This is a genomic window from Lysobacter sp. Root667, assembly GCF_001427715.1.
Taxonomy (GTDB): domain Bacteria; phylum Pseudomonadota; class Gammaproteobacteria; order Xanthomonadales; family Xanthomonadaceae; genus Lysobacter.
The window spans coordinates 135,522-160,191 of record NZ_LMHF01000012.1 but is presented as its reverse complement, the minus strand read 5'-3'; the positions used below and the strand labels follow the sequence as shown (position 1 = coordinate 160,191).

Here is a 24,670-nt window from a genome sequence, read left to right as displayed (position 1 = left end):
TTTCGCCCCTTCCGGCCGCCCCAAACGAAACGACCCGGCCGAGGCCGGGTCGTCGTTATCGCAACTGCAGCGCTGGCGGTTACTGGCGAACCCAGGTCTGGGTCCGGCCCAGCAGCGAGAAGCCCATGAAGCCGCGCACGTCCAGCTTCTTGCCGCCGTCGACAGGCGTGACCTTCACCGAGTAGATCTTGCCGGTGGCCGGGTCGAGGATCTTGCCGTCTTCCCAGGTATCGCCGTGCTTGCGCACGCCCCACAGGATGACCATGCCTTCGACCGGCTTGTCCTTGCGGTCGCCCGAGCACTTGTCGCAGACCGGGTGCGGGCCGCGGTCGGACTGCAGGACCTTGGTGACGCGGCCGGCGAGGCGGCCGTCCTTCGCTTCGTAGATTTCGACCACCGACTTGGGCTTCTTGGTCTTGTCGTCGATCGTGACCCAGTTGCCGACCGGCGTGGTCTGCGCGAACGCCGCCATGGGCAGCGCGAGCAGGAGCAGTGCTAACAGTTTGGTACGCATGTTCCCCTCCCAGGGATAGGCATGGTTCGAACCGCGCGGCGTTCCCGCGGCTGACCATCTTTATACCGCATCCGTCGGCGTATGGAACCCGGGGCGGGGCGGTCGGGAGGGGCAAAAAAGAAGCCCGGCTTGCGCCGGGCTTCTCGGGGACAACAATAGAATCGATCAGAACTTGTAGGTCAGGCTCAGGTAAACGCGACGGCCCAGCGGATCGGCGCCGATCGGGTAGTTGAAGAACGGATAACCGGTTTCGCTGTTGTCTTGACGGTACTGGTTATCCAGCACGTTGATCACGCTCAACTGGGCCATGACGCTCTCGCTGAACTTCTTCTGGACCTGCAGGTTGTACAGCATGTAAGGCTGCAGACGACGGCCGTATTCGCCACCGGCGGCGTTCACGCCGGAAGCTTCGGCATTGCTGAAAGCCGAACCGTAGCGGGTGCCGAACACCGTGGTGGACCAATCGCCTTTGGACCAGGTGATCGAACCGCGCACGCGGCTGCGCTCGGGGTAGAAGACCTGCGGCGGCAGATCGCGGTAGTCGATCAGCTCTTCGTCGTCGAACTGCTTGTACTTGTTGGTCAGCACCAGCGAGTAGCCCAGCGAGAGGTCGAAGTCGCCCCAACGGTCGGTGTCGAACTTGTAGCGATAGGTCGCATCGATGCCGCTGGTGTCTTGCAGGGCGGTATTGATGTAGGCGTCGTTGATGCGTTCCAGGCGGCCGTCGAGGCCGGTGCCGGGAGCGACGGTGCGCGTGACCAGGCCCATGATATTGGCGCAGAACGCCGCATTCGGGGCCGGACGACCATCGCTATAGGTGCCCAGGCGGCAAGCCGCTTCGGACTGCAGGATGTAGTCCGAACCCAACTGCGAAGCAGCATCTTCGAGTTCGATACGGTAGTAGTCGACCGAGATGTTCATGCCTTCCATGATGTCCCACACGAAACCGTAGCCGAACGACTTGCCCTTCTCTTCCTCGAGATTGGGATTGCCGGCGATGGTGGTCTGGACCTGATAGATGGTCGGGTCGGCGGTCACGTTGCACTGCGAGCGCGTACGCGGGCCCAGGCCAGCGGCAGGACCGGTACCGGAACGGCAGGAGTATTCGTCCAGTGCGCCAGCGAAGGACGCCGCGCCCTGTGCGTAGACGAGCTGCATGTCCGGTGCGCGGAAGCTGGTGGCATAGGAGCCGCGCAGCAACAGGTTCTCGAACGGACGGAACTCCAGGCCCAGGTTATAGGTAAACGCGCCGTCCACCTGAGTGATGTCGTCGTACTTGTCGTAGCGTCCGGCCAGCTGAGCGGTCAGCATGCTGAAGATCGGCACGCGGAGCTCGGCGCCGATCGCGTAGCGGTCGCGCTCGCCTTCGGTACGGCCCGAACTGACCAGGTTGTAGATCGTCTGGCTGTCGGCCGGGCGCAGCGGATCGGTGCGCGGATCGCTGCGCAGATCGACCGTCTGACGGGACGCTTCCAATGTGGCGGCAAAGCCGAGCGGGCCGGCGGGAAGGTCGAACAGATCGCCGCTCATGTTGAAGTTGAAGGACGCGGAGCTGGTGTCGCCTTCGTTGATCACGCGCGTGGCCACGGCCCGGTACTGCTCGGGCGTGAACGGCGTCGTCCAGCGGTTCAGATCCAGGCGGTAAATCGGATAGATGCCGGCGCCAGTGCCCGTGGAGTTGCTGAAGCCCAGGCGCGGGCCCAGGAAGTAGTCATGCACTGCCTTGGCCAGCAGTCGCGGGCGATCGGCCGTGTACTCGTACTTGGCGTACTGGCCGGACACTTCCCAGTCGAAGCGGTCGGCGAAGGTGCCCATCAAGCCGGCGCTGACATCGTAGGTGCTTTCGTCGAACTTCGTCGTCGCCGCTTCCGGGCCGCCGAGCTCGAACGGATTGAACACGCGCTGCAGCTGGATCAACGAGCCGAACTGCGGATCGTAGTAGAACGCGTTGGTGCCGCCGGTGCTGGTCTGGTTGAAACGATCGCCGGAGGTGCCCCAGAACTCCGTACCCGAGCTGGCCTTGGCCTGCGAATCGTAGTACGTGGCGCTGGCGAACGCCGTCAGGGTGTCGGAGATGTTGAAGGTGCCATAGCCGTAAGCCGAATAGAACTCGTTGGCGTTGGAGATCGAACGCGAAGCCGGCTGGGTGAACGAACCGCAGTAGGTGCCGCGAGTGGCTGTCGTGCGGGTGGTGTAGCCGAAGCGATCGCAGGCGGCCTGGCCCGGGTAATAGGCGTTGCGGTTGGCCGCGCCGTTGACCGTGGTGTTGCCGCGGATGGCGATCAGCGACAGCGCCGGATTGGTGAGGTTCGGACCCAAGGGGCCCTTGCGCGTGTCGGACAGGAAATCGCGCTGGCTAGCGAAGACCGGCTCCATATTGCCGTACTGGAGGGCCCACACCGCGCTCCAACGATCGCCGGTCGCGCCGCCGGTGTATTCGACGTTGATGCTGTCGCCGCCGCCGTTGCTGGTGGTACCAGCGGTCATGCGGACCTGATTGCCTTCGTAATTTTCGCGCAGAACGATGTTGACTACGCCGGCGACCGCGTCGGAACCGTAGATCGCCGATGCGCCGCCGGTCAGCACTTCCACGCGCTCGATGATCGCGGACGGAATGGCGCGGACATTGACCACGTTGTTGTCGCGGTTGTACGGCTGCGGATACTGCGCCGGACGACGGCCATTGATCAGCGTCAGCGTGTAGCCCGGGCCGAGGTTGCGCAGGTTCGCGACCTGGGCGTTCGGGGTGAATCCGCCGGTGGCCAGGTCGCCGGTGAACGAAGCCGTGGTGTTCTGCGTAAGGGTTTGCAGCATATCGCCGACGGTCTGGAAGCCCTCGCGATCGATATCGGCGCGGGTGATCACCGTGACGGGAGCCGGGCCTTCGATTTCAGTGCGCTTAATACGCGAACCGACGACGGTCACGCCGTCGATATCGGTGGCTTTTTCCTTAGCCGGTTCCTGAGCTTGCGTGGTGCTGTCCTGCGCGCTCGCCGTGCCGGCGACCGAAAGGACCAGGGCGCTGATAAGCGCCGCCGTCAGCCTGCTGCGCTGCAGGCCGTTTGCGTTGCGAACTGCCATTAGGTTGTCCCCCAAATGAACTAGATGTTTTCTTGTGTGCCGACCTTGGCGTAAAGCTGTCCCCTTACCGGCGAACTTAACATGCCGTTAACGCTGATGTCATCACACGATCACAAATTTTTGGTTGGTTCACTTGTCTATATAACTATTTGTTTTTATTAGATTTGTTTTGTTATTTGTACTTGAAGTTGGCATTTGCTGCACGTCGTAGTGTGCTTTTTGTGCCGCCCAGCGTATTGACGGCTCGGCCTGCGTTGTGGCTTCAAATCGGGGTGGGCCGGGATGCGCATAGGAATGTCGTGAGGCACGCTTTTGACTCTTCTCGCATGAGTCGGGTCTGCGGATTACGCCGCCCCAAAGAAAAAGGCCCGGCTTGCGCCGGGCCTTTCTTGTGCAGCGAAGTGCAGTGGATCAGAACTTGTACGACAGACGCAGGAAGAACGCGCGGCCGTACGGGTCGGCACCGATGAACGGGTTGAAGAACGGATACGCGGTGTTGCTCGGATCCTTGCGGTGGGTGTTGTCGAGCACGTTGTTGACGACGAACGCCGCCTCCATGTTCTCGCCGAACTTCTTCTCGATCGAGAGGTTGTAGAGCATGTACGGCTGCAGGCGCGCGCCGTAATAGACACCGGTGACGGCGTCCCGGCCAGCTGCTTCGGCCTCGTTCGGCGCCGAGCCCAGGCGCTGACCGAACACGGTCGTCGTCCAGTCGCCCTTTTCCCAGGTCACGCTGCCGCGGACGCGGCTGCGCTGGTTGTCGTTGTCCAGGCGGTCGCGGTAGTCGATCAGATCGTCTTCCTCGAACTGCTTGTACTTCTCGCCCAGGCTCAGGCTGTAGGCCAGGTTAAAATCGAAATTGCCCCAGCGGTCCGTGTCGAAGCGGTAGCGCCAGGTCGCGTCGATGCCGGTGTTCTCGGAGCGCGACGCATTGATGTAGCCCGCGCGGACATTGACGATGCGACCGTTGGGATTGCCCGGGGCAACCTGGCGGGTCACACGCGACAGGATGTCCTGACAGAACGCGGAATTCTGCCCCTGCGGGATCGGTGAGCCATCGGGCAGCGTGCCGATGCGGCAGTTGGCCTCGTTCTGCAGGATGTAGTCCAGGCTCAGTCGCGTGGCCTGATCGTCCAGCGTGATCTTGTAATAGTCGACGGACATCGACATGCCTTCGATCAGGTCGAGCACGAAGCCAGCGGTGAGTGACTTACCCTTTTCTTCCTGCAAATCGGGGTTGCCGACAGTCTGGTTCAGGGTTTGATACTGGCTCGGGTGGTTGTTGCTACGGCATTCGGTGACGGTGTCGCCGTCCGAACGGCAGCCGTAGTAGTCGACGATACCGGCGAACGAAGCCACGCCCTGGGCGAACACCAGCGGCATATCCGGCGCGCGGAAACTCGTGGAGTAGTTCGCACGCAGCAGCAAGCGCTCGATCGGACGGAATTCCAGACCCAGCCCATAGGTGAAGGCGCCGTCCACCTGCGTGATGTCGTCGTACTTGTCGTAACGGCCAGCGAGCTGGGCGCTCAAGGTGTCCAGCAGAGGCACGCGGAACTCGGCGCCGATCGCGTAGCGGTCGCGCTCGCCCTTGATGTTGCCCGAGCTCACCAAGTTGTAAGGCGTGGTCGCGTCCGGGGTACGGCCGGGATCGGTGCGCGGATCGCTCTTGAGGTCGATAGTCTGGCGACCGAATTCGACGGTACCCGCGAAACCGACCGCGCCGGCCGGCATGTCGAACAGGTCGCCGCTGACGACGAAGTTGGCCTGTGCCGAGGAGGTGTGGCCCTTGTTGATAACGCGGGTCGACATCGCACGATACTGTTCCGGGGTCAGCGGCGTGTGCCAGCGGTCCAGGTTCAGGGTGTGGTGCGCGTAGCCGTAGTCGTCGATCGTCTGTGGGCCGAGGAAGTAGTCGTGCACGCTCTGGGCGAGCAGGCGCGGCGAATCCGACTTGTAGTCGTACCGGCCATAAGAGGTCGACAGGTCCCAGTCGAAGCGATCGCCGAAGTCGCCGCGCAGGCCGGTGGCGAAGTCGTAGCTCTTCTCGTGGTACTTGGTGGTCACGGCCGTATTGCCGCCGACTTCCTTCGGCGTCAGCACGCGCTGCAGCTGGACATAGGTGCCCAGGCCTTCATCGAAGTAGAAGCTGGCGGGCAGGAACGGATCGCCGCCGGTGCCCCAGAACTCCGTGCCGCTGCTGGACGTCGAGTCGGAGTTGTTCAGCATCAAGCTGCTCCAAGCCTGCATGCCGTTGCTGAAGTCGTAGGTGCCGTAGGCATAGCCGGAGGTGGCTTCGCGCTTGTTCGAGAGCGATTGTGAAGCCACGGAATCGTACGACCCGCAGATCTGGCCGCGGGTGGCGGACAGGTAGGGCGTAAAGCCGAAGCGATCGCAAACTTCCTGGCCGGGGTAGTACGCGGCGCGGTTGCGGTTGAGCAGATCGATTGCGACCAGCGACAGGCTCGGGCCGACGCGATTGCCGCGCGGACCGTCGCGCAAATCGTCCATGAAGTCGCGCTGCGAGGCGAAGATCGGCTCGTTGTAGTTGTATTGCAGGGCGTAGGTCACGCTCCAGTTGTCGCCGACGCGGCCGCCCGAGTACTCCAGGTTGACGCTGTCGCCGCCGCCGGCGCCGGTGGTGCCGACGGTGCCGCGCAGCAGGTTGCCGTCGAAGTTGGTGCGGGTGACGATGTTGACCACGCCCGCGACTGCGTCCGAACCGTAAATGGCCGAAGCGCCGCCGGCCAGCACTTCCACGCGCTCGATGATCGAGGACGGGATGGCGCCGACGTTCACCGAGGAACGGTCGCTGTTGTAGGGCTGCGGGTAGTCGGCGATACGACGGCCGTTGACCAGGACCAGGGTGTAGCCCGGGCCGAGGTTGCGCAGGTTGACGACCTGGGCGTTCGGCGTGAACCCGTTGACGGCGAGGTCGCCGGTGAACGAGTTGGTGGTGTTCTGGGTCAGCGACGACAGCATGTCGGAGACCGTCTGGAAGCCCTGCTTGTCGATGTCGTCGCGGCTGATGACGGTGACCGGCGCCGGACCTTCAATCTGGGCGCGCTTGATGCGCGAGCCGACTACCGTGACGCCATCGACGTCGGTCGGCGTATCGCTAGCGGGTTGCGGCTGGGCAGGTGCGGCGTCCTGGGCGAACGCACCGCCGGCGGCGGGCGCGATCAAAGCCGCCAAAAGTGCAGCAGTCAGTCGGCTGCGATGCAGCCGCTTCTCGGTTACTTCCATGAGTTGTCCCCTAACTTTTTGGATGGGGCCTGTCCCTGGCCGTTTCTTCGTCGTCAATCCCCTCGACGCACTGGAACGTAACATGGCCTTAACGCAGTTTGCATGTGCTTATCGAACGGGCAAGTTATGCAAAGTGCTGGTCAACCGGTTCGGCGCAAAAAGGTAGGGAGGGCTCGCCTGTTTACGTTGCGGTCGGTGCGCAGCACTAGCCGCTGCATGCGCTGGATGTGCTTAAAAGCGTGGTTTCAGGCGGTTTAATACCGCGCCCATAGAGCATTTCGATATTCCGGTCCCGCGATCCGCGATTCGATTCAATACCGAATGCATCGATTCCGCATGGAGTATGTCTGCCGGTACCACGCCACCGATTCCGTGCGATTTACCCGATGCCGCGGCGATTACGCACTCGCCGAAGTTCTCCGCACCTGGTTCTTTGCTACTGAAAGGCACCGGTTTGGCGCCTTGCGACGGGGCGGGGCTTATCATGTCGGGTCCGCGCCGTATCGGCGTTGAAGGCCTTCCGTAATGACCAAGACCCAGGTGACCCGTTGAGCGACCAGCTGCAAACCCAAATCGCGGCCCTGCCGCTACCCGACACCGCCTTCACCCTCGCCGAAGCCGGCGCCAAAGTGCGGGCGGTGGACGCGGAGGGGCGGGTGGCGGTGTCGCTGACCTGCGGGTTCCCGGTCCAGGGCGTCGAGGCGGTGCTGCGCGAGGGCATCGCCGGGCTGCTCGCGGCGGAGGGCAAGACGCTCGCGACCCTGGAGATCAGCCAGCGCATCACCTCCCACGCCGTGCAGCCGAACCTGGCGCCGCTGGAGAACGTGCGCAATCTGATCGCGATCGGGTCGGGCAAGGGCGGGGTGGGCAAGTCGACCACGGCGGTGAATCTGGCCCTGGCGCTGGCGGCCGACGGGGCGCGGGTGGGCGTGCTCGACGCCGACATCTACGGCCCCAGCGTGCCGACCATGCTCGGGCTGAGCGGCAAGCCGGACAGTCCGGACGGCAAGACCATCGAGCCGATGCAGGCGCACGGGATCGCGGCGATGTCGATCGGGCTGTTGGTCGAGCAGGACACGCCGATGATCTGGCGCGGTCCGATGGCGACCTCGGCGCTGACCCAGTTGCTCAACGAAACGCGCTGGGGCGAGCTCGATTATCTGATCGTCGACCTGCCGCCGGGCACCGGCGATATCCAGCTGACTTTGGCGCAGAAGATTCCGGTCGCCGGCGCGGTGATCGTGACCACGCCGCAGGATGTGGCTACGCTGGACGCGCGCAAGGCCTTGAAGATGTTCGAGAAGGTGCAGGTGCCGGTGCTGGGCCTGATCGAGAACATGGCGGTGCATGTGTGCTCGAACTGCGGCCACGCCGAGCACGTGTTCGGCGAGGGCGGCGGGGCGCGCATGGCGGCCCAGTACGGGGTGCCGCTGCTGGGCAGCCTGCCGTTGGAGATCGCGATCCGCGAGCAGGGCGACGCCGGGGTGCCGGTGGTCGTGGCGGCGCCGGACTCGGCTGCGGCCCGGGCCTACCGCGCCGCGGCGCGCAATCTGGCGGTGCGGTTGGCGCTGCGGCCGCGGGTGGCGCCCTCGATTTCGGCCTCGCTGCTGGGCTGACCCAGGCGTAGCGGGCCGGCCCCGGGCCGGCTCGCTTACAATCGCCGGTCACGGCGCTTTCGCCCCAGTACGCCCCCCCTGAGACCCCGAGCCCCCCGCATGAGCATCAAGTCCGACCGTTGGATCCGTCGCATGTCCGAGCAGCACGGCATGATCGAGCCGTTCGAGCCCGGCCAGGTCAAGCACGCCGCCGACGGCCAGCGCATCGTCAGTTACGGCACCTCGAGCTACGGCTACGACGTGCGCTGCTCGCGCGAGTTCAAGGTCTTCACCAACATCAACTCGACCATCGTCGACCCCAAGCATTTCGACCCGGGCAGCTTCGTCGACATCGAGAACGACGTCTGCATCATCCCGCCGAACTCCTTCGCCCTGGCGCGCACGGTCGAGTACTTCCGCATTCCGCGCGACACCCTGGTGGTCTGCCTGGGCAAGAGCACCTATGCGCGCTGCGGCATCATCGTCAACGTGACCCCGCTGGAACCGGAATGGGAAGGCCACGTGACCCTGGAGTTCAGCAACACCACGCCGCTGCCGGCGCGCATCTACGCCAACGAAGGCGTGGCGCAGATGCTGTTCTTCCAGTCCGACGAAGTCTGCGAGACTTCGTACAAGGATCGCGGCGGCAAGTACCAGGGCCAGACCGGCGTGACGCTGCCGCGGACCTGAGCGGCTATCGGTCGAGGCCCGATCCAACGCGGCCTGGCCGCTGGCCGCCGGAGCGGCATGAGTCCGGCTCCGCGAATCGCGAGTGTGGTCGCGACGCGCCTGTCCCGAATGAGCCTATGCGTTGCGCGCTCCGCGAAAGGAGCGGCGCACGCCGCTCCCGCCCCCAAGCGCGGTACGCGACTCAGGGCTTCTGGTAGGTCACGAAGAAGCCCTGCAGGTCGCCGTTCTCGATATACGGCTCCACGCTGACCACGTTGTAGCCGCGCGTGGTGAAGGACTGGTGGGCGCGGCTGAGGTTGTTGGCGGCGCCCTGGTTGCGGAAGCCCCAGCTGGCTTCGACCCACAGGGTCACGGCGCGCAGGTTCTTGGTCACGGCTTCCTGCGCGACCTGGTCGGGATTCTTGTCGAACAGGCCGGCGTGCGCGGCGGGCGCGGCGAAAACGGCCAGGGTGCAGAGCAAGGCGGCGGACAGGGTCTGGCGCATGGGGTTCTCCGATGAGCGGGCAAGGGCGACATGATCGCGTTGCTTGGGCGAATGGAAGCGGAACGCAGGGCGGCTCCGGTGAGCGAACGCACTGTTGTTTGCCTTGCATCACACCCGGCCTCCTCCTTTTGCGAAGGGGAAGAAGAGCCGCGATCGATCGAGCGTGGCTCAGTGCTCCGCGCCCGCCGCCAGACGTCGGTCGTCGCGCGTCGACAGCGCAACCCGCAACGCTATCCGCAAGCCTTCGGCCACCGTCTCCACCGGCAGGCTAGGCGCGCCCGCGTGCAGTGCGGCCTGGGCCGGCGAATACGGGATGTGGACGAAACCGCCACGTACGCCGGGGCTGCGGCGCAGCGCGTGCATCAGGCCATAGAAGACGTGGTTGCAGACATAGGTCCCGGCGGTCTGCGAGACCTCGGCCGGGATGCCGGCCTCGCGCAAGGCCGCGAGCATCGCCTTGATCGGCAAATCGCTGAAGTAGGCTGCCGGGCCGCCGGCGACCACCGGTTCGTCGATCGGGCGGGCGCCGTCGTTGTCGGGGATGCGGGCGTCGTCGATGTTGATCGCGATCCGCTCCAGCGACAGCTGCGCGCGGCCGCCGGCCTGGCCGACGCAGAGCACCAGCGCCGGTTCGGTGTCGCGGATCGCCTGGCGCAAGGCCTGCAACGAGCTGCCGAACGCGGTCGGCAGGCAACGCGCGACGATGCGGTGGCCGAGCACCGACTTGCCGGCCAGACGCTGCACCGCTTCCCAGCTGGGGTTGCTGGTTTCGCCGCCGAACGGAGCGAATCCGGTCAGCAGTACGACGGGCTTGCGCGTGCTCATCGGAACGCGATCCAGTACATCAGCAGCACGTTGCAGGCCAGCAGCAGCGCGCCGGTCGGCCATTGCGCGCGGATCACGCCGTAGGGGTCCTTGAGTTCCAGCAGCGCCGCCGGCACCAGGTTGAAGTTGGCCGCCATCGGCGTCATCAGGGTGCCGCAATAGCCCGAGAGCATGCCGATCGCGGCCAGCGAGGCGGCATCGGCGCCGTGCTGATGCACCAGCAAGGGTAGGGCGATGCCGCCGGTCATGACCGGGAACGCGGCGAAGGCGTTGCCCATGATGATGGTGAACAAAGCCATGCCCAGCGCGTAGGCGACGACCACGACGAAGGCGTTGTCGACCGGGATCACCGAGCGCACCACCGCGGCCGTGGCCTGGCCGACGCCGCCGGCTTCGAACACGCTGCCCAGCGAGGCCAGCAGCAGCGGCAGCAGTGCGGCCCAGCCGATCGAGTCGACCAGGCGGCGCGATTGCTCGACGCTGCTCCACGGCGTCTGCCGGGTCAGCCGGCACGCGGCGGCCAGCGCGACCACGCAGGCGATCGCCAACGAGACCAGGGTGACGTTGGCGCTCTCGATCAAGGGCGTGCCGTTCCAGGACAGGCGCTTGAGCCCCATCGCGCCGATCAGGGTCACGATCGGGATCAGCAGCGCCGGCCAGAACAGGCGGTTGCCCAGGCGCTGGGCTTCGCTGCGTTTTTCTTCGGCGCTGCTCTGCTGGTAGCGGCCCATGCGCAATCCGCCGAAACCGGCGAGCAAGGCCAGCAGCACGACGATCGCGCCGACCAGTTTCGGCGGCAGGTGTTCGGCGGCGAACAGCAGGAACGACAGCAGGCCCCAGAACAGCGCGGTGGTGTGGCGGCGCGGATTGCCGAGGTCGCGCCAGCCGCGCCAGGCCAGGGCGGCGAGATAGGCGCCGAGCAGCCAGTAAACGTAAGTCAGGGTGATCATGGCGACGGCGCCTCGCGGTCCGCCTCGGCCATGCGCCGCGCCAGGCGGCGTTCGAAACGCAGCACGCGCCAGGCGTGGATGAGGAACGCGCAGATCGCGGTGGGAATGCCCCACAACGCGATCTGGATCGGGTCCAGACGGATGCCGTGCTCGACGTAGAAGCTCTGGATCAGCAGCACCGCACCGAAGGCGATGAAGATGTCCTCGCCGAAGAACAGGCCGACGTTGTCGGTGCCGGCGGACATCGCGCGGATGCGCTGGCGTTCGTCCTCGGGCAGATCGCCGTGGCGCGCCTGGGCCGCGCCTTCGGCCATCGGCGCCAGCAGCGGACGCACGGTCTGCGGATGGCCGCCCAGGCTGGTGAGGCCGAGCGCGGAGAAGAACTGGCGCATCAGCAGGTAGGCGATCAGCAGCCGACCCATGGTCGCGCCGCGCAGTTTCGCGATCCAGGCCTGGGCGTGTTCCTTGAGGCCGTGGCGTTCGAGCAGCCCGATCACCGGCAGGGTCAGCAGGAACAGCAGCAGGAAGCGTTTGTCGGTGAAGGCTTTGCCCAGCACTTCGAGCACGTCCAGCGGCGAGAGTTTGGCGGCCAGGCCGGTGACGAAACCGGCGGCCACCACGACCAGGGCGGGATTGAGGCGCAGGGCGAAGCCGAGCACGACGGCGGCGACGCCCAGCAAGGGCCAGTAGTTCATGCGGGAATCCTGCTTGGGACGGTGCCGTGGATGGGCGGCCGGCTCGGGGCGGGGACGTCCGTGTCGAGTGCGGGTGGCGCGCAAGCGCCGAGGAACGACGGCGGTGGGAAACGGCTGAGGATCGGGCTCTGCGCCGCGATCACGCGCGATCGACCGCGAGGATGCGGATGCCGTCGGCCTCGAGCGCGGCGCGCACCGCGCGCGCGAACGCGGGCGCGTCGGCGCGGTCGCCGTGCAGGCACAGGCTGTCGGCGCGCAGCTGCAGGACGCTGCCGTCGGCGGCGACGACTTCGCCGCGCGTGGCCAGGCCGTGCACCTGCGCGATCGCCTGCTCCAGCGTTTCCAGCACGGCGCCGGGCGTGCCGCGCGGCAGCAGGCGGCCGTCGGCGCCGTAGCCGCGTTCGGCGAACACCTCGTGCACGGCCTGCAGGCCGGCGGCTTCGGCGGCGGCGGTGAGTTCGGAACCGGACAGGCCGTACACCGCGAGGCTGGGATCGAAGGCCGCGACCGAGCCGACGATGGCTTCGGCGACGATGCGGTCGTCGGCGGCGAGGTTGTAGAGCGCGCCGTGCGGTTTGACGTGGCTCAGGCGCAGGCCCTCGTCGGCGGCGATCGCGGCCAGGCGCGCGAGCTGGCTGAGGACCAGCATGCCGATCTCGTCGCGGTCCAGCGGCAGCACGCGGCGGCCGAAATGTTCGCGGTCTTCGTAGCCGGGATGGGCGCCGACGGCGACGCCGTGCTCGCGGCACAGGCGCAGGGTCGCGCGCATGGTGGCTTCGTCGCCGGCGTGGCCGCCGCAGGCGACGTTGGCCGAGCTGACGTAGGGCAGGATCGCGGCGTCGTCGCCGCAACCCTCGCCGAGGTCGCAGTTGAAGTCGATACGGGGCGGATGGCTGGCCGGGTTCACACCGCGATTTTGCCTCAATGCGGCGCTGCAGCGGGCCTCAGGTTTCGGGGCGCTGGTGGTTGCGCCTGAACAGCAGGCTGATGCCGACCACGATCAGGATCGCCGGCCACCAGGTGCGGATCAGGTGGCCCAGGCTGATGTCGGCCAGGCCCAGATTGTCGAGCAGGAACACGCTGCCGATCACGATCAGCACTACCGCGCCGACGATATTGGATCTCATGGTTTCGCTCCCCCGAGTGAGCCGACAGTGTGCCATCAAGCGGGCCGTCGAGGCGGCCTCCTCACCGAGCGTGCCCGGCCGCCGCAGCGGCCGGGCACGTGGGTTCAGCCGCCCGGCGCGGATTGCGGCTTTTCGGCGTCGGCCGGTGCTTGTGCCGGTGCCGCGGCCGGCGTGGCGGCGACGGCCGGCGCCTGCCACAGCTTGGCTTCGGCCGGGCCGCCCATCATCTGCGCGCGCACCAGCGGTATCGGCGGGCCGCCGTAGCTCAGGAATTGGTCGTGGAAAGCCTTCCAGGCGCTGCGGCCGCCGCGGCTGGCGGTCCAGTCCTCGCGCAGCTGCATGATCATCAACTTGCCCAGGGTGTAGTTGAGGTAACCCGGATCGTAGGTACCGCGCGCGGCCTGCTGACGTGCATTGCCCGGGTCCTGGAACGCCTTCTCCTTGAACATCTGCTCGGACTGGGCCACGGTCATGCCGCCGGTGTGCAGGCCGATCGCGGAGATGAAGCGCACGTCGCGCAGCAGGGCGTTGCTGAGCTGGCCGATGTGGATCTCCGGCGTGGCGCCGCCGACGCCGGCGTCGTACATCATTTCCTCGGTGTAGTGCGCCCAGCCCTCGGCATAGGCGTAACCGACGAACAACTGGGCGAACTTCCACTGCGAGCGGTTGGCGTGCAGGAACTGCAGGAAGTGGCCCGGCCAGACTTCGTGCGCAGAAGTGAACAGCAGGTCGGCCTTGCCGGGCACATAGGCGTCCTGCTCGGCCTTGGGCCACTTCGGATCGGGCGGGGCGATGTAGTAGACCGAAGGCAGGTTCTTCTCGTACGGGCCCGGGATCTCGATGTAGGCGAAGTTGGTGCGGTTGAACGGCGGGGCTTCTTCGACCCGCGCTTCCTCGGTGCCCGGGATGGTGACCAGGTCCTTCTCGACCAGGAACTTGCGCAGGTCGACCAGCTGGGCGCGCGCGCCCTCGACCGCGCCGCCCTGCGGCTTGTCGGCGTTGACCTTGTCGATGCAGGCGTTGATGGTCTGGCCGGCGGCGTACTGGTCGCAGGCGGCCTTGAGCGCGGCCAGGTTGCGCGCCAGGTCGGCTTCGCCGATGGCCTTGAGCTGGTCCAGCGGGATGTCGACGCGTTCGGTGGCCTTGAGCATCTTGGCGAAGCGTTCGGCGCCGATCGCGTAGTCCTGCGTGGCCTGCGGCTTCTGCGCGCTCAGCCAGTCCGACAGGCCCTGCATGGCCTCGATGGCCTTGGCGTTGGAGGCCTTGAAGCGCGCCTGCAGCGCGGCGTCGGGGACTTCGGCGAAGGCCTTGGGCGCGTCGTTCTTGAAGAACTCGGCCAGGCCGCCGAAGACGATGTTGCCGTACTGGATGTAGCTGGCCGGCAGCGGGCCCTTGAGGTTGGCGCGGATCTGCTCGGCGGCCTTGGGCAGGGCTTCCTGGTAGGTCGCGAACGCGGCCATGCGCTGCGGCAGCGGCGCGTAGGGGCGGGTGAGGTACATGCTCGGCGACAGGTCGCCGGCGTAGAAGGCCGGGTTCTTGTGCGGGAAGCCGGAGTCTTCCAGATAGAACAGCTGACCGTCGATCACCGACAGCGCGTACTCGCGCTGGAAGCGCTGATTGGGATCGAGCTTGTCGTCGCCGAACGCGGCCAGTTTGGCGCGTTCCTGTTTGAGCCAGGCGCCGGTGGCGGCCAGGGCGTCGGGCGACCAGTCGGGCAGCTTGCCGTCGTACTCGTGCTTGCCGGCGCCGGCGGCGGCGGTCGGGTAGCGAGTGAAATAGCCGGCGATGAAGTCGTCGATGGCGGGCTGCCAGTCGGCGTTGACCGCGACGCTGGCGGCGGGCGCGTTGGCGGCGGTATCGGGTACGGCGGGCGTCTGCGCTTTGCACGCGACCAGCGCGAGCACGATGCAGGCGGACAGAGACAGCAGACGGACGGGACGCATGCGAACTCTCCGGAACGGGGGTCGAGCGGGCATGCTAAGCACGTCGCGCAAGCAGCGGCCAGTGCCCGAAGTCGTGCGCGATGAGAACCTCGTCGCGCGACGGTCCTGTGCTGCGGAGCCGGCCGTGGCCGCAGGGGTCCTGTGGGAGCGGCGTAAGCCGCGATCGCGTCACAGCGCTTGCGTCGATGTTCGATTACCGCGATGCGTTCAACTGGCGCAGTCGTCCGAATGACGCAATCGCGGCTTACGCCGCTCCCACAGTGGCAGGCTCAGCGACGGCGTCGGCTAACGCGCGGCTTACGCCACTCCGGCGGAGGCGGCGAGGAAGCGCGCCAATGGGCGCTCCAGCGCAAGGTACAGACGCTGCAGCCGCACCCGCGTCTCGATCGCGCAGGCTTGCGCTTCTTCGACCGAGCACGCCTGGAAGCGCAGGCTCGCGTGCGGCGGCAACTGCGCCAGGCGCGGCAGGTCGGCGGCGATGACATGGCCCAGGCGCGGGTAGCCGCCGACGGTCTGGGCATCGGCTAGCAATACGATCGGCTGGCCGTCGGGTGGTAGTTGCAGGGTGCCCGGTGCGACCGGTTCGGACAGGCCGCCCCTGCGTTCGCCTTTCAGCGCCACGCCGCGCAGGCGCAGTCCCTGGCGGTTGCTGGCGGCGCTGACCTGCCAGGACTGCCTCGCCAATGCGCTGGCCGCGGGATCGGCGCTGGGCAGGTAACGCACCGGTGCATCGCGGTTCTCGTCGAAGCCGGGATCGGCCCACCAGGCTGGAATGCGCGGCGCATCGATCGCAGGCGACGCCGCGGCGCCCAGCGCGAACGTATCGCCCGCACGCAATGCGCGGCCCTCGTGGCCGCCGAAGCCGCCGCGCAGGTCCGTGCTGCGGCTGCCGAGCACCTGCGGCACCGCGATCCCGCCGCCGATCGCGAGCCAGGCGCGTGCGCCGTAGCGCACCGCGCCCAAGCTCAGGGTACCGGCGGGCAGCTCGATCGGCCGGCCCATCGGCAGCGCGACGCCATCGAAACGCGCGGCGACGCTGCGGCCGATCAGCGCGATCCGCACCGGCGCGTCGAAGCACAGCGTCGGTCCGTGCAAGGTCAGTTCCAGCACCGCCGCGCCGGCATCGTTGCCGACCAGGCGATTGCCCAGGCGCGCCGCGTCCGGATCGAGCGCGCCGGCGCGGGCCACGCCGAGGTGACGCCAGCCGTCGCGGCCCAGGTCCTGCACCGTGGTCAGCAGCCCGGGCGCCAACACCTGCACTTGCCGGCTCATGCGGGCGCCAGCTGTGAGAGGCGTGCGAACTGCGCGGCGTCGATGGCGACGAAACGCACGCGATCGCCCGGCAGCAGTGCGGTCGGCGGATCGCGCTGGGGGTCGAACAGCGTCAACGGCGTGCGTCCGAGGATGCGCCAACCGCCGGGGCTGGCGCGCGGGTAGATGCCGGTCTGGGCGCCGCCGATGGCGACGCTGCCGGCGGCCACCTGGGTGCGCGGGGTCGCCAGGCGCGGCAGCGCCAGGGCCGGGTCCAGGCCCGACAGATAGGGGAAACCCGGGGCGAAACCGATCATCGCCACGGTGTAACGGCCGGCGGCGTGGCGTTCGGCCAGGGTTTGCGGCGTGAGGCCCAGCTCGGCCGCGGCCGAATCCAGGTCGGGGCCGTGCTCGCCGCCGTAAACCACCGGGATTTCGATTTCGCGCGCAGTTGCTACGCGTGCGTCCGCGGCTTCGTCGGCGTCCAGGCAGGCCAGCAGCCAGTCGCGCGCAGGCACGGCGTCGATCGCCGCGGTGTCGAAGAACACCGCCAGGCTGGCATAGGCCGGCACCAGGTCGCGCAGCCAGGCCGGCGCGGCCGCGCGCAGGCGCGCGGCGTCGGCGTGGACGCGGGCGTTGAGGGCGTCGTCGATTTCGCCGTCGCCGTCGCCGTAGCGCAGCAGCCAGGCGTCGTCGGCCAGCGCCAGCACGTCCGGCGCGCGCCGGTTCACGTCCGCAGCGCCTCCTGCAGACGCTGGATGCGGCGCACCAGTGCCTCGGGCGAGTACGGCTGCGCGGTGGCCATGCCCCAGACCGGGCGCGGCCAGGCGATGTCCTCGCGGAAGCGCGCGATCACGTGCACGTGCAGCTGCGGCACCAGGTTGCCGAGCGCGGCGACGTTGAGCTTGTGCGGCGAGAACGCCTGCTGTAGCGCGCGGCTGGTGGTGGCGACCTCGCGGGTCAGCTCGACCTGCTGGGCTTCGTCGAGGTCGATCAGTTCGACCGCGTCCTCGACCCGCGGCACCAGGATCAGCCAGGGGTGGTTGGCGTCGTCCATCAGGCGCAATTCGCACAGTTTGAACTGCGCGACCGGGTGGGTGTCGTCCGCCAATTGCGGGTGCAGGTGCCAGGGGTTCATTTCAGCGCATCCGCAAAGAAGTCCAGGGTACGCCTCCAGGCCAGGGCGGCGCTGTCGGCGTGGTAATCCGGGCGCGGTTCGCAATTGAAGCCATGGCCGGCGTTGTAGAGATAGATCGGCGCGGTCGGCATCGCCGCGCGGTGCCGGTCGATGGCCTCCGGCGGGATGCTGGCGTCGCGCTCGCCGAAGTGGAACTGGATCGGCGCGCGCAGCGGCTCGCCGAGGAAAGGCAGGGTGCGCGCGCCGTAGTAGCTCACCGCCGGCAGGCCGAGGCGGGTGTTGCACAGGAAGGCGAGGCTGCCGCCCCAGCAGTAGCCGACCGCGCCGGTGCGCAGGCCTTCGCTCTGCAAGCGCTGCGCGGCCGCGCCGGCGATGTCGATGGCGCGGTCGAAGCCGAGCTCGTTGCGCAACTCGACCCCGCGCGCCTGGTCCTCGCTGCCGTAGCCCAGCTCGATGTGCGGCCGGATCGGGGCGAACAGGTCCGGCGCCAGCGCGACGTAGCCGGCCTGGGCGAAACGCTCGGCGACGCTGCGGATGTGCTCGTTGACCCCGAATATCTCCTGCAGCACCACCACGGCCCCGCGCGAGGGGCCGCTGGGTTCGGCGCGCCAGGCCGCGATTGGCCCGTGCGGGGTGTCCAGATCGGTCCACTGGCCCATGGCGGCCTCCGTTCAGCTGCGGGAATCGAGTCCAGTTTAGCGCCGGGGCTATAATTCGCGACCCCGGCGGCATCAGGCGCCGGTTCCGCTTCCGTTGCGCCCGTCCTCGCGGGCCTCCGCACCCACTACTCAGCCCGTACGTCCGGCCTCGCGCGCATGCGCGACCGAGCGTCCCGCCAGGTCCACTCGCGCATGTCTTCAGTCAATCCCAAAGTCGGTTTCGTCAGCCTCGGCTGCCCCAAGGCCCTGGTCGATTCCGAGCGCATCCTGACCCAGCTGCGGGTGGAGGGCTACGACATCGTCCAGAGCTACGACGCCGCCGACGTGGTCGTGGTCAACACCTGCGGCTTCATCGATTCGGCGGTGACCGAGTCGCTGGACGCGATCGGCGAGGCGATCGCCGAGAACGGCAAGGTCATCGTCACCGGCTGCCTGGGCAAGCGCTCGGAGCTGATCCGCGACACCCACCCCGGCGTGCTCTCGATCAGCGGCCCGCAGGACTACGCCAGCGTGATGACCGCGGTGCACAGCGCATTGCCGCCCAAGCACGATCCCTTCATCGATCTGGTGCCGCGACGCGCGCTGGAGCTCGACGACGGCATCGGCGTCAAGCTCACGCCCAAGCACTACGCCTATCTGAAGATTTCCGAAGGCTGCAATCACCGCTGCAGCTTCTGCATCATTCCCTCGATGCGCGGCGACCTGGTCTCGCGCCCGGTGGACCAAGTGCTGCGCGAAGCCGAGAAGCTGGCGATGGGCGGGGTGCGCGAGCTGCTGGTGATCTCGCAGGACACCTCGGCCTATGGCGTGGATATGAAGTACGCCGAGCGCGAATGGCGCGGCAAGTCCTACCAGACCCGGATGAAGGCGCTGTGCGAAGGCCTGGGCGAGCTCGGCCTGTGGACGCGCCTGCACTACGTCTACCCGTATCCGCACGTGGACGAGATCATTCCGCTGATGGCGCAGACCGGCGCCAACGGCATGCCGATCCTGCTGCCGTACCTGGATATTCCGTTCCAGCACGCCAGCCCGCGCGTGCTCAAGTTGATGAAGCGTCCGGGCGCGGTCGACAAGACCCTGGAGCGGATCCAGCGCTGGCGCGGGATCGCGCCGGACATCACCATCCGCAGCACCTTCATCGTCGGTTTCCCGGGCGAGACCGAGGCCGAGTTCGAGGAGTTGCTGGACTTCCTCGACGAGGCCCAGCTCGATCGCGTCGGCGCTTTCGCCTATTCGCCGGTCGATGGCGCCCAGGCCAATGCGCTGCCCGATCCGCTGCCCGAGGAAGTGAAGCAGGAACGTCTGGCGCGCTTCATGGAGCGTCAGGCCGAGATTTCCGCGGCCAAGCTCGAAGCCAAGGTCGGCAGCGTGCAGCGCTGCATCGTCGATGCGCTCGACGGCGAACTGGCGATCGCGCGCAGCATGGGCGATGCGCCGGATATCGACGGCCTGGTCCAGATCCAGAACGGTTTCGAAGCCGGGCTGCAGCCGGGCGAGTTCGTCGACGTGCAGATCCTGGGCAGCGACGAGCACGACCTCTACGGTGAGGTCGCGTTCGAGGACTGAGCGCGCCGCGCGCCTAGGCGCCGGCCAGGGTCGCCGCGGCGCAGGCTGCGGCCATGCCGAGCAGGCCCGCGCCGACGTGCAGGGCGTAGCGGCGATTGCCGCTGGCGAAGGCGAGCGCGGTCTTGGTCACGGCGCTGGCCGCGAGCAGGCCGACCACGCCCCAACGCGCGTGCTCCAGGCTCAGGTCGCCGGCCTGACTGAGCTGGGCGACGCTGGCCGCGGCCGCGTGCAGTTCGGCCAGCGCGACCAGCATCGCGGTGATCAGCGCCCCGGCGTCGCCGAACAGGTGGCGCATCCATGCCGACAACAACAGCACCGCCGCGATCACCGCCGCCAACAGCAAGGCATGGCTCAGGCGGAAGGCGCGCGCCGGCGGCGCTTTCGGCAGGGCATGGCTGGCGCCGGGCTTGCGCAAGCCCAATGCGGCCGCGATAGCCAGCACCGCCGCGGCCGCCGCCAGCGGCCAGGCGCTGGCGCGCAGCAGGCTCGGCGCCGCGGTGCCGATCACGCCGGCGAACAAGGCCAGCGAGGCCAGATTGGCGAGCAGGGCGGCGGCCGCGGACACGCCGGTCAGCGCGGCCTCTTCGCGGCTGCGTTCGCCGAACCCTGCCACCGCCGCGGTCGAAGAGGCGAAGCCGGAGAAAAAACCCGCCACCGGCAGGCCCCAGCGCGCGCCGACGCTGCGCAGGGCGATGTGGCCGAGCATGCCCACGGCCATTACCAGCACCACCAGCTTCCACAGCGCCGACGGCACCAGCACGTCCCAGGGATCGACCGCGGTGTCGGGCAGCAGCGGCAGCACGATCAACGCCGCCGCGGCCAGCAGCAGCGCATCCTGCAGTTCGCGCTCGGACACGACCTGGCGGGCGAAGGCCTGCAGTGGCCGCTTGGCGAACAGCAGGCCGGCGACCAGCACGCCCAAGCCCGCGGCCAGGGCCGGCTCGCTCTGGGCATAGGCGGCGAGCAGGGCGGTCGCGCACAGCGCGACCTCGCCGGTCAGGCCGGGATCGTCGTGGCGCGTGTGCAGGTAGGCGGCCAGGGCCAGCGCCCCGACCACCAGCAGCAGCGCCGCCAATACCGCGGTGCCGAGCAGGGCCGCGGCCGCGGCCGCGATCGCGACCACCGCATGGGTGCGCACGCCGGCCACCGCGGCGCGTTCGCCGGCATGCGCGCGCTCGCGCACCACGCCGATCAGCAGGCCGATCGCGAGCGCGCTGAGCAGGCCGCGCAATACGCTGTCGAGTTCCAAGCGACGTCTCCGGGCGGGGTAGCGGCGATAAGGCCCATCTTAGGCGGCCGGCGTCGCGGCGGTCATCCCGGCCCTGGCCTGGGCGATGCAGGTTTTGCGTGATCCCTGGGAACGGCGCGGGAGTAGGATTCGCGCATTGGATCGGTACAGGGGGATTTAGGGATGAAGAGCAGGACCAAGGCCTGGCTGGGAATGGGATGCGCAGCCTTGCTGACCGGCGTGGCCGCGGCGCAGCAACCGCAGCCGGCCCCGATGACCGAACCCATGCTGCTGGACTATCTGCCCGACGATTCGCGGATCGAGGCGCGTCTGAATGGCGACTTCAATGGCGACGGCCTGGTCGATACCGCCTACGTGGGCGGCAACGACGACAAGCGCCTGTTGAAGGTGATGCTCGGTTACAAGGACGAACTCGAGTGGGGCACTACGCCCGCGGGCGAAGCCGAACTCGAGACCACGCCGCTGGGCGCGGCCGCGCTGTCGCTGAAGAAGAACGTGCTGATCGTCGAGGATCTCACCGGCGGCACCACCGCCACCGCGACGACCTACCGCTACCGCTACGACGCCCAGACCCGGCGCATGCGCCTGATCGGCCTGGATGCGGAGCGCTACAGCCGCACCAACAGTCACGACAGCCTGAAGTTCAGCTGGAACCTGCTGACCGGCGCGCGCATCGTCCAGGTCGGCCACGTCAACGACAGCGGCCAGGGCGACGAAGCCTACCGCTACGGTCCGGAACGCAAGCTCGCCGCCAAGTCGTCGCCGGTGTACATGGAAGACGCGCCGAACCCGGACGAGTTGCTGGACGCGGCGCTGGGGACGGGCGGCTGACGCGCCGCGTGAACCTCACTCCCCGTACCGCACCTCGACGATCGCGAATCGCGCGGGACCGCCCGGCAGCGTCGCTTCGAATTCGTCGTCGATGCGCTTCTTGAGCATGGCCCGGGCCAGCGGCGAATCGATGCTGATATGGCCCAGGCGCGCATCGGTTTCGTCGGGGCCGACGATGCGGTAACGCTGCAGTTCGCCGTCGGCGACGTTCTCCACTTCGACCCAGGCGCCGAAATAGACCGCGTCCGGGTCGGTGGGCGCGGTCTCGACCACGCGCAGCGCCGGCAGGCGCTTGCTGAGGTAGCGCACGCGGCGGTCGATCTCGCCCAATTGCTTCTTGCGGTAGGTGTACTCGGCGTTTTCCGAGCGGTCGCCCTCGGCCGCCGCGGCGGCCAGGGCTTTGACCACTTCAGGACGGCGCACGCGCCACAGCTCGTCCAGTTCCAGCTTGAGCCGGGCGTGGCCCTCCCGCGTGATCAGGGCGGTGCTGTGCTCCGCGGGAGGTCGCCATCGGCCCATCGCGCGGCCCTTACTGCGCGGCCGGCTGACGCTTGAGGCTGAGGTTGGCCTGGCTTTCGATCGCCTTGCCGTCCTTGTCCACGGCGCGGATTTCGTCGGCCGAAACCACCTGGTACAGGCGGTCGTCCTCGGTCTTGCTGTTCGGGTCCAGGCGCAGGCGCTGGCCGGCTTCCTCGGCGGTCCAGGTGCCGTCGCCCTTGTGGTTGCCGTCCTTGCGCGACTGGTAGGTCTCGTCGATGGCGTAGCTGCCGTCGGCCTTCAGTTCGATCTTGGTGTCGATGCCGGGGCAGTCCGCGCAGGGCAGGGTGCCGCTGAAGGTGCCGGCGAACGCCTTGGCGTCCAGCGCCGGTGCGGCCGGCGGCGGCGCCGCTTCCGGCACCGCCGCGGGGGCGACGGCGGCTTCGGCCTTGGGCGCATCGGCGGCGGGTTCGGCCGGCGGCTTGGGCTTGCAGCCGACGATGGCGACGCTGAGGACGGCGCTGGCGATCACGAGCAGCTTCGGGTTCATGCGGACACGCTCCGTATGTGGGTGAAGGGGGATTCGTAACTCGGAACTCAGAACTCAGAACTCGAAAGCCTTTGGAAATGCGGCCTCGCGGTGCGAACCGCCGTTACCGGCTCCCGGCTCCCGAATTCCGGACTTTAACGCTTACCGCCGAAGATTCCGCCGAGCAGGCCGCGCAGGATCTTCTGGCCGATCTGGTTGCCGACCGTACGCGCGGTCTGCTTGGCCATGGTCTCGACCATGCCCTGGCGGCGCTTGGTGCCGAACACGGCGTCCTTGACCGCCTGGCCGAAGCCGCCTTCCTCGGCTTCGTCCTGTTCGCGGGTCTTGGCCGGCGGCGCCTCGGCCTGGGCGGCGGCGGTTTCGGCGCGCTTGGCCAGCATTTCCGAGGCCGACTCGCGGTCGATCTCGGTGTCGTACTTGTGCCCGACCGGGCTGCCGGCCCGCACCTGCGCGCGTTCGGCTTCGGTGATCGCGCCCATCCGGCTGCGTGGCGGCGCGATCAAAGTGCGCTCGACCGGCATCGGCACGCCCTTGTCCTGCAGGGTCGACACCAGCGCCTCGCCGGTGCCGAGCTTGGAAATCGCCTCGGCGACGTCGAGCGCCGGGTTCGGCACGAAGGTTTCGGCCGCGGTCCTGACCGCTTTCTGGTCGCGCGGGGTGAAGGCGCGCAGTGCGTGCTGCACGCGGTTGCCGAGCTGGCCGAGGATGTCGTCGGGCACGTCGTCGGGGAACTGCGAGCAGAAATACACGCCCACGCCCTTGGAGCGAATGATGCGCACTACCTGTTCCACGCGCTGCTGCAAGGCCGGCGGGGCGTCGTCGAACAGCAGGTGGGCCTCGTCGAACACGAACACCAGCTTGGGTTTGTCGAGATCGCCGACTTCCGGCAGGTTCTCGAACAGCTCCGACAGCAGCCACAGCAGGAAGCTCGAATACAGCCGCGGCTTCATGATCAGCTGCTCGGAGGCGAGGATGTTGATCATGCCGCGGCCGTTGGGCGTGGTGCGCATCAGATCGCTCAGTTCCAGCGCCGGCTCGCCGAAGAAGGCGTCGGCGCCTTCCTGTTCCAGGCGCAGCAGCGAGCGCTGGATCGCGCCCACCGACTGAGCGCTGACCAGGCCGTAGGACGTCGAGATGTCCTTGCGCTCCTCGGCCACCAGTCCCAGCAGCGCGCGCAGGTCCTTGAGGTCGAGCAGCAGCAGGCCGCGGTCGTCGGCGAGCTTGAACACGATGTCGAGCACGCCCGACTGGGTGTCGTTGAGCTCCAGGATGCGCGCCAGCAGGGTCGGCCCCATCTCGCTGACGGTGGTGCGCACCGGATGGCCGAGCTTGCCGAACAGGTCCCAGAACACCGTCGGGTTGGCCTCGGGCGCGTAGTCGGGCACGCCCAGCTCGGCCACGCGCGCGAGCAGCTTGTCGTTCGGGCTGCCGGCCACGGCCAGACCGGCGACGTCGCCCTTCACATCGGCCAGGAACACTGGCACGCCCAGGCGCGAGAAGCCCTCCGCGATCGTCATCAGGGTCACGGTCTTGCCGGTACCGGTGGCGCCGGCGACCAGGCCATGGCGGTTGCCCAGCCGGGCCTGCAGGTAGACCTGGCCGCTCTCGGGCGTGGTCACGGCTTTGCCCAGGAGGATGGCGTTCTGCGTCGAGTCCATGTCGGCGTCCGTTGGAAGATCGGACGATTCTAGCGGCAGCGTCGCGCTTGCGCGGCGGCGGCGTTCATAAACGCTGCGGCTTCCCGGTCGCGTTTCCTTGCCCCGCATGGACCGCCGACGCTACCCTGCCCGGACCCCTCG

General features: G+C 67.9%; 22 protein-coding genes. 4 read left to right on the top strand and 18 right to left on the bottom strand.

Annotated features, from left to right (window positions below; genetic code table 11):
• Positions 1 to 79 precede the first annotated feature (79 nt).
• The 3 genes from ASD78_RS12160 to ASD78_RS12150 all read right to left on the bottom strand — a co-directional run bounded on the left by ASD78_RS12160 (position 80) and on the right by ASD78_RS12150 (position 6,841).
• Positions 80 to 514: a DUF2147 domain-containing protein gene (locus tag ASD78_RS12160; protein ID WP_056101680.1), complete on the bottom strand. Its 435-nt coding sequence runs from the start codon at positions 512 to 514 to the stop codon at positions 80 to 82.
• Positions 515 to 679: 165 nt separating this feature from the next.
• Entirely contained in the window at positions 680 to 3,595 is a 2,916-nt protein-coding gene (locus tag ASD78_RS12155; protein WP_055899884.1) for a TonB-dependent receptor, read from the bottom strand.
• A 411-nt stretch (positions 3,596 to 4,006) separates the two neighbouring features.
• Positions 4,007 to 6,841: a TonB-dependent receptor gene (locus ASD78_RS12150; RefSeq protein WP_162250170.1), complete on the bottom strand. Its 2,835-nt coding sequence runs from the start codon at positions 6,839 to 6,841 to the stop codon at positions 4,007 to 4,009.
• A 548-nt stretch (positions 6,842 to 7,389) separates the two neighbouring features.
• Between ASD78_RS12150 and apbC the strand changes: the two genes are divergently transcribed.
• Both apbC and dcd read left to right on the top strand, forming a co-directional pair.
• Positions 7,390 to 8,457, top strand: coding sequence for an iron-sulfur cluster carrier protein ApbC (gene apbC / locus ASD78_RS12145; RefSeq protein WP_082575596.1), 1,068 nt, complete (start codon positions 7,390 to 7,392; stop codon positions 8,455 to 8,457).
• 99 nt (positions 8,458 to 8,556) lie between these two features.
• Positions 8,557 to 9,126: a dCTP deaminase gene (dcd, locus tag ASD78_RS12140; RefSeq protein WP_055899878.1), complete on the top strand. Its 570-nt coding sequence runs from the start codon at positions 8,557 to 8,559 to the stop codon at positions 9,124 to 9,126.
• Between the two features lie 181 nt (positions 9,127 to 9,307).
• Here the strand turns inward: dcd and ASD78_RS12135 are convergent, their stop codons facing one another.
• The 11 genes from ASD78_RS12135 to ASD78_RS12085 all read right to left on the bottom strand — a co-directional run bounded on the left by ASD78_RS12135 (position 9,308) and on the right by ASD78_RS12085 (position 18,198).
• Entirely contained in the window at positions 9,308 to 9,610 is a 303-nt protein-coding gene (locus ASD78_RS12135; protein ID WP_056101678.1) for a hypothetical protein, read from the bottom strand.
• Between the two features lie 168 nt (positions 9,611 to 9,778).
• Positions 9,779 to 10,435, bottom strand: a complete 657-nt coding sequence (gene pcp / locus ASD78_RS12130; RefSeq protein ID WP_056101675.1) for a pyroglutamyl-peptidase I — start codon at positions 10,433 to 10,435, stop codon at positions 9,779 to 9,781.
• On the bottom strand, positions 10,432 to 11,385 hold the full coding sequence (locus tag ASD78_RS12125; RefSeq protein ID WP_055899869.1) for a DUF979 domain-containing protein: 954 nt from the start codon (positions 11,383 to 11,385) through the stop codon (positions 10,432 to 10,434). Before ASD78_RS12125 ends, pcp begins: the two co-directional genes overlap by 4 nt.
• Positions 11,382 to 12,080, bottom strand: coding sequence for a DUF969 domain-containing protein (locus tag ASD78_RS12120; RefSeq protein WP_055899866.1), 699 nt, complete (start codon positions 12,078 to 12,080; stop codon positions 11,382 to 11,384). The genes ASD78_RS12125 and ASD78_RS12120 overlap by 4 nt, the downstream gene beginning before the upstream one ends.
• A 139-nt stretch (positions 12,081 to 12,219) precedes the next feature.
• The gene (locus ASD78_RS12115) at positions 12,220 to 12,987 is read right to left on the bottom strand and encodes a 5-oxoprolinase subunit PxpA (protein WP_055899863.1); all 768 of its coding nucleotides are present in this window, start codon (positions 12,985 to 12,987) and stop codon (positions 12,220 to 12,222) included.
• Positions 12,988 to 13,024: 37 nt separating this feature from the next.
• A complete protein-coding gene (locus tag ASD78_RS12110; protein ID WP_055899860.1) occupies positions 13,025 to 13,207 on the bottom strand; it encodes a DUF5668 domain-containing protein in 183 nt (60 codons plus the stop codon).
• 104 nt (positions 13,208 to 13,311) lie between these two features.
• On the bottom strand, positions 13,312 to 15,150 hold the full coding sequence (locus tag ASD78_RS12105) for a DUF885 domain-containing protein (protein WP_056101672.1): 1,839 nt from the start codon (positions 15,148 to 15,150) through the stop codon (positions 13,312 to 13,314).
• 297 nt (positions 15,151 to 15,447) lie between these two features.
• A complete protein-coding gene (locus tag ASD78_RS12100; RefSeq protein ID WP_055899854.1) occupies positions 15,448 to 16,422 on the bottom strand; it encodes a biotin-dependent carboxyltransferase family protein in 975 nt (324 codons plus the stop codon).
• Positions 16,419 to 17,132 (bottom strand): 5-oxoprolinase subunit PxpB, encoded by a 714-nt coding sequence (pxpB, locus tag ASD78_RS12095; RefSeq protein WP_056101669.1) that lies wholly within the window; start codon positions 17,130 to 17,132, stop codon positions 16,419 to 16,421. Before pxpB ends, ASD78_RS12100 begins: the two co-directional genes overlap by 4 nt.
• Positions 17,129 to 17,539: an HIT family protein gene (locus tag ASD78_RS12090; RefSeq protein WP_055899848.1), complete on the bottom strand. Its 411-nt coding sequence runs from the start codon at positions 17,537 to 17,539 to the stop codon at positions 17,129 to 17,131. The genes pxpB and ASD78_RS12090 overlap by 4 nt, the downstream gene beginning before the upstream one ends.
• Positions 17,536 to 18,198 carry a dienelactone hydrolase family protein gene (locus ASD78_RS12085; RefSeq protein WP_055899845.1) on the bottom strand — a complete coding sequence of 221 codons (663 nt, stop codon included), beginning with the start codon at positions 18,196 to 18,198 and terminating at the stop codon, positions 17,536 to 17,538. The genes ASD78_RS12090 and ASD78_RS12085 overlap by 4 nt, the downstream gene beginning before the upstream one ends.
• A gap of 192 nt (positions 18,199 to 18,390) precedes the next feature.
• On the opposite strand from ASD78_RS12085, the gene rimO reads away from it, so the two are divergent.
• The gene (gene rimO / locus ASD78_RS12080) at positions 18,391 to 19,764 is read left to right on the top strand and encodes a 30S ribosomal protein S12 methylthiotransferase RimO (protein WP_055899842.1); all 1,374 of its coding nucleotides are present in this window, start codon (positions 18,391 to 18,393) and stop codon (positions 19,762 to 19,764) included.
• Between the two features lie 13 nt (positions 19,765 to 19,777).
• Here rimO and ASD78_RS12075 read toward each other — a convergent pair whose 3' ends face one another.
• Complete coding sequence (locus tag ASD78_RS12075) at positions 19,778 to 21,013, bottom strand: DUF4010 domain-containing protein (protein WP_056101666.1); 1,236 nt, start codon at positions 21,011 to 21,013, stop codon at positions 19,778 to 19,780.
• 162 nt (positions 21,014 to 21,175) lie between these two features.
• Here ASD78_RS12075 and ASD78_RS12070 point away from each other — a divergent pair, with 162 nt between their 5' ends.
• Positions 21,176 to 21,844, top strand: a complete 669-nt coding sequence (locus ASD78_RS12070) for a hypothetical protein (RefSeq protein ID WP_056101663.1) — start codon at positions 21,176 to 21,178, stop codon at positions 21,842 to 21,844.
• 15 nt (positions 21,845 to 21,859) lie between these two features.
• Here the strand turns inward: ASD78_RS12070 and greB are convergent, their stop codons facing one another.
• From greB to ASD78_RS12055, 3 genes are all read right to left on the bottom strand, one after another.
• Positions 21,860 to 22,363 carry a transcription elongation factor GreB gene (gene greB, locus ASD78_RS12065; RefSeq protein ID WP_055899833.1) on the bottom strand — a complete coding sequence of 168 codons (504 nt, stop codon included), beginning with the start codon at positions 22,361 to 22,363 and terminating at the stop codon, positions 21,860 to 21,862.
• A gap of 10 nt (positions 22,364 to 22,373) precedes the next feature.
• A complete protein-coding gene (locus tag ASD78_RS12060) occupies positions 22,374 to 22,871 on the bottom strand; it encodes a copper resistance protein NlpE (RefSeq protein ID WP_055899830.1) in 498 nt (165 codons plus the stop codon).
• A 134-nt stretch (positions 22,872 to 23,005) separates the two neighbouring features.
• The gene (locus ASD78_RS12055) at positions 23,006 to 24,529 is read right to left on the bottom strand and encodes a helicase HerA-like domain-containing protein (RefSeq protein ID WP_056101660.1); all 1,524 of its coding nucleotides are present in this window, start codon (positions 24,527 to 24,529) and stop codon (positions 23,006 to 23,008) included.
• Between the last annotated feature and the right edge of the window lie 141 nt (positions 24,530 to 24,670).

Bases quoted from the DNA above. Each gene is read 5' to 3' on its own strand.
- ASD78_RS12160 (WP_056101680.1), bottom strand. From the start codon at position 514: ATGCGTACCAAACTGTTAGCACTGCTCCTGCTCGCGCTGCCCATGGCG.
- ASD78_RS12155 (WP_055899884.1), bottom strand. From the start codon at position 3,595: ATGGCAGTTCGCAACGCAAACGGCCTGCAGCGCAGCAGGCTGACGGCG.
- ASD78_RS12150 (WP_162250170.1), bottom strand. From the start codon at position 6,841: ATGGAAGTAACCGAGAAGCGGCTGCATCGCAGCCGACTGACTGCTGCA.
- dcd (WP_055899878.1), top strand. From the start codon at position 8,557: ATGAGCATCAAGTCCGACCGTTGGATCCGTCGCATGTCCGAGCAGCAC.
- ASD78_RS12135 (WP_056101678.1), bottom strand. From the start codon at position 9,610: ATGCGCCAGACCCTGTCCGCCGCCTTGCTCTGCACCCTGGCCGTTTTC.
- pcp (WP_056101675.1), bottom strand. From the start codon at position 10,435: ATGAGCACGCGCAAGCCCGTCGTACTGCTGACCGGATTCGCTCCGTTC.
- ASD78_RS12125 (WP_055899869.1), bottom strand. From the start codon at position 11,385: ATGATCACCCTGACTTACGTTTACTGGCTGCTCGGCGCCTATCTCGCC.
- ASD78_RS12120 (WP_055899866.1), bottom strand. From the start codon at position 12,080: ATGAACTACTGGCCCTTGCTGGGCGTCGCCGCCGTCGTGCTCGGCTTC.
- ASD78_RS12110 (WP_055899860.1), bottom strand. From the start codon at position 13,207: ATGAGATCCAATATCGTCGGCGCGGTAGTGCTGATCGTGATCGGCAGC.
- ASD78_RS12105 (WP_056101672.1), bottom strand. From the start codon at position 15,150: ATGCGTCCCGTCCGTCTGCTGTCTCTGTCCGCCTGCATCGTGCTCGCG.
- ASD78_RS12100 (WP_055899854.1), bottom strand. From the start codon at position 16,422: ATGAGCCGGCAAGTGCAGGTGTTGGCGCCCGGGCTGCTGACCACGGTG.
- ASD78_RS12090 (WP_055899848.1), bottom strand. From the start codon at position 17,539: ATGAACCCCTGGCACCTGCACCCGCAATTGGCGGACGACACCCACCCG.
- ASD78_RS12085 (WP_055899845.1), bottom strand. From the start codon at position 18,198: ATGGGCCAGTGGACCGATCTGGACACCCCGCACGGGCCAATCGCGGCC.
- rimO (WP_055899842.1), top strand. From the start codon at position 18,391: ATGTCTTCAGTCAATCCCAAAGTCGGTTTCGTCAGCCTCGGCTGCCCC.
- ASD78_RS12070 (WP_056101663.1), top strand. From the start codon at position 21,176: ATGAAGAGCAGGACCAAGGCCTGGCTGGGAATGGGATGCGCAGCCTTG.
- greB (WP_055899833.1), bottom strand. From the start codon at position 22,363: ATGGGCCGATGGCGACCTCCCGCGGAGCACAGCACCGCCCTGATCACG.
- ASD78_RS12060 (WP_055899830.1), bottom strand. From the start codon at position 22,871: ATGAACCCGAAGCTGCTCGTGATCGCCAGCGCCGTCCTCAGCGTCGCC.
- ASD78_RS12055 (WP_056101660.1), bottom strand. From the start codon at position 24,529: ATGGACTCGACGCAGAACGCCATCCTCCTGGGCAAAGCCGTGACCACG.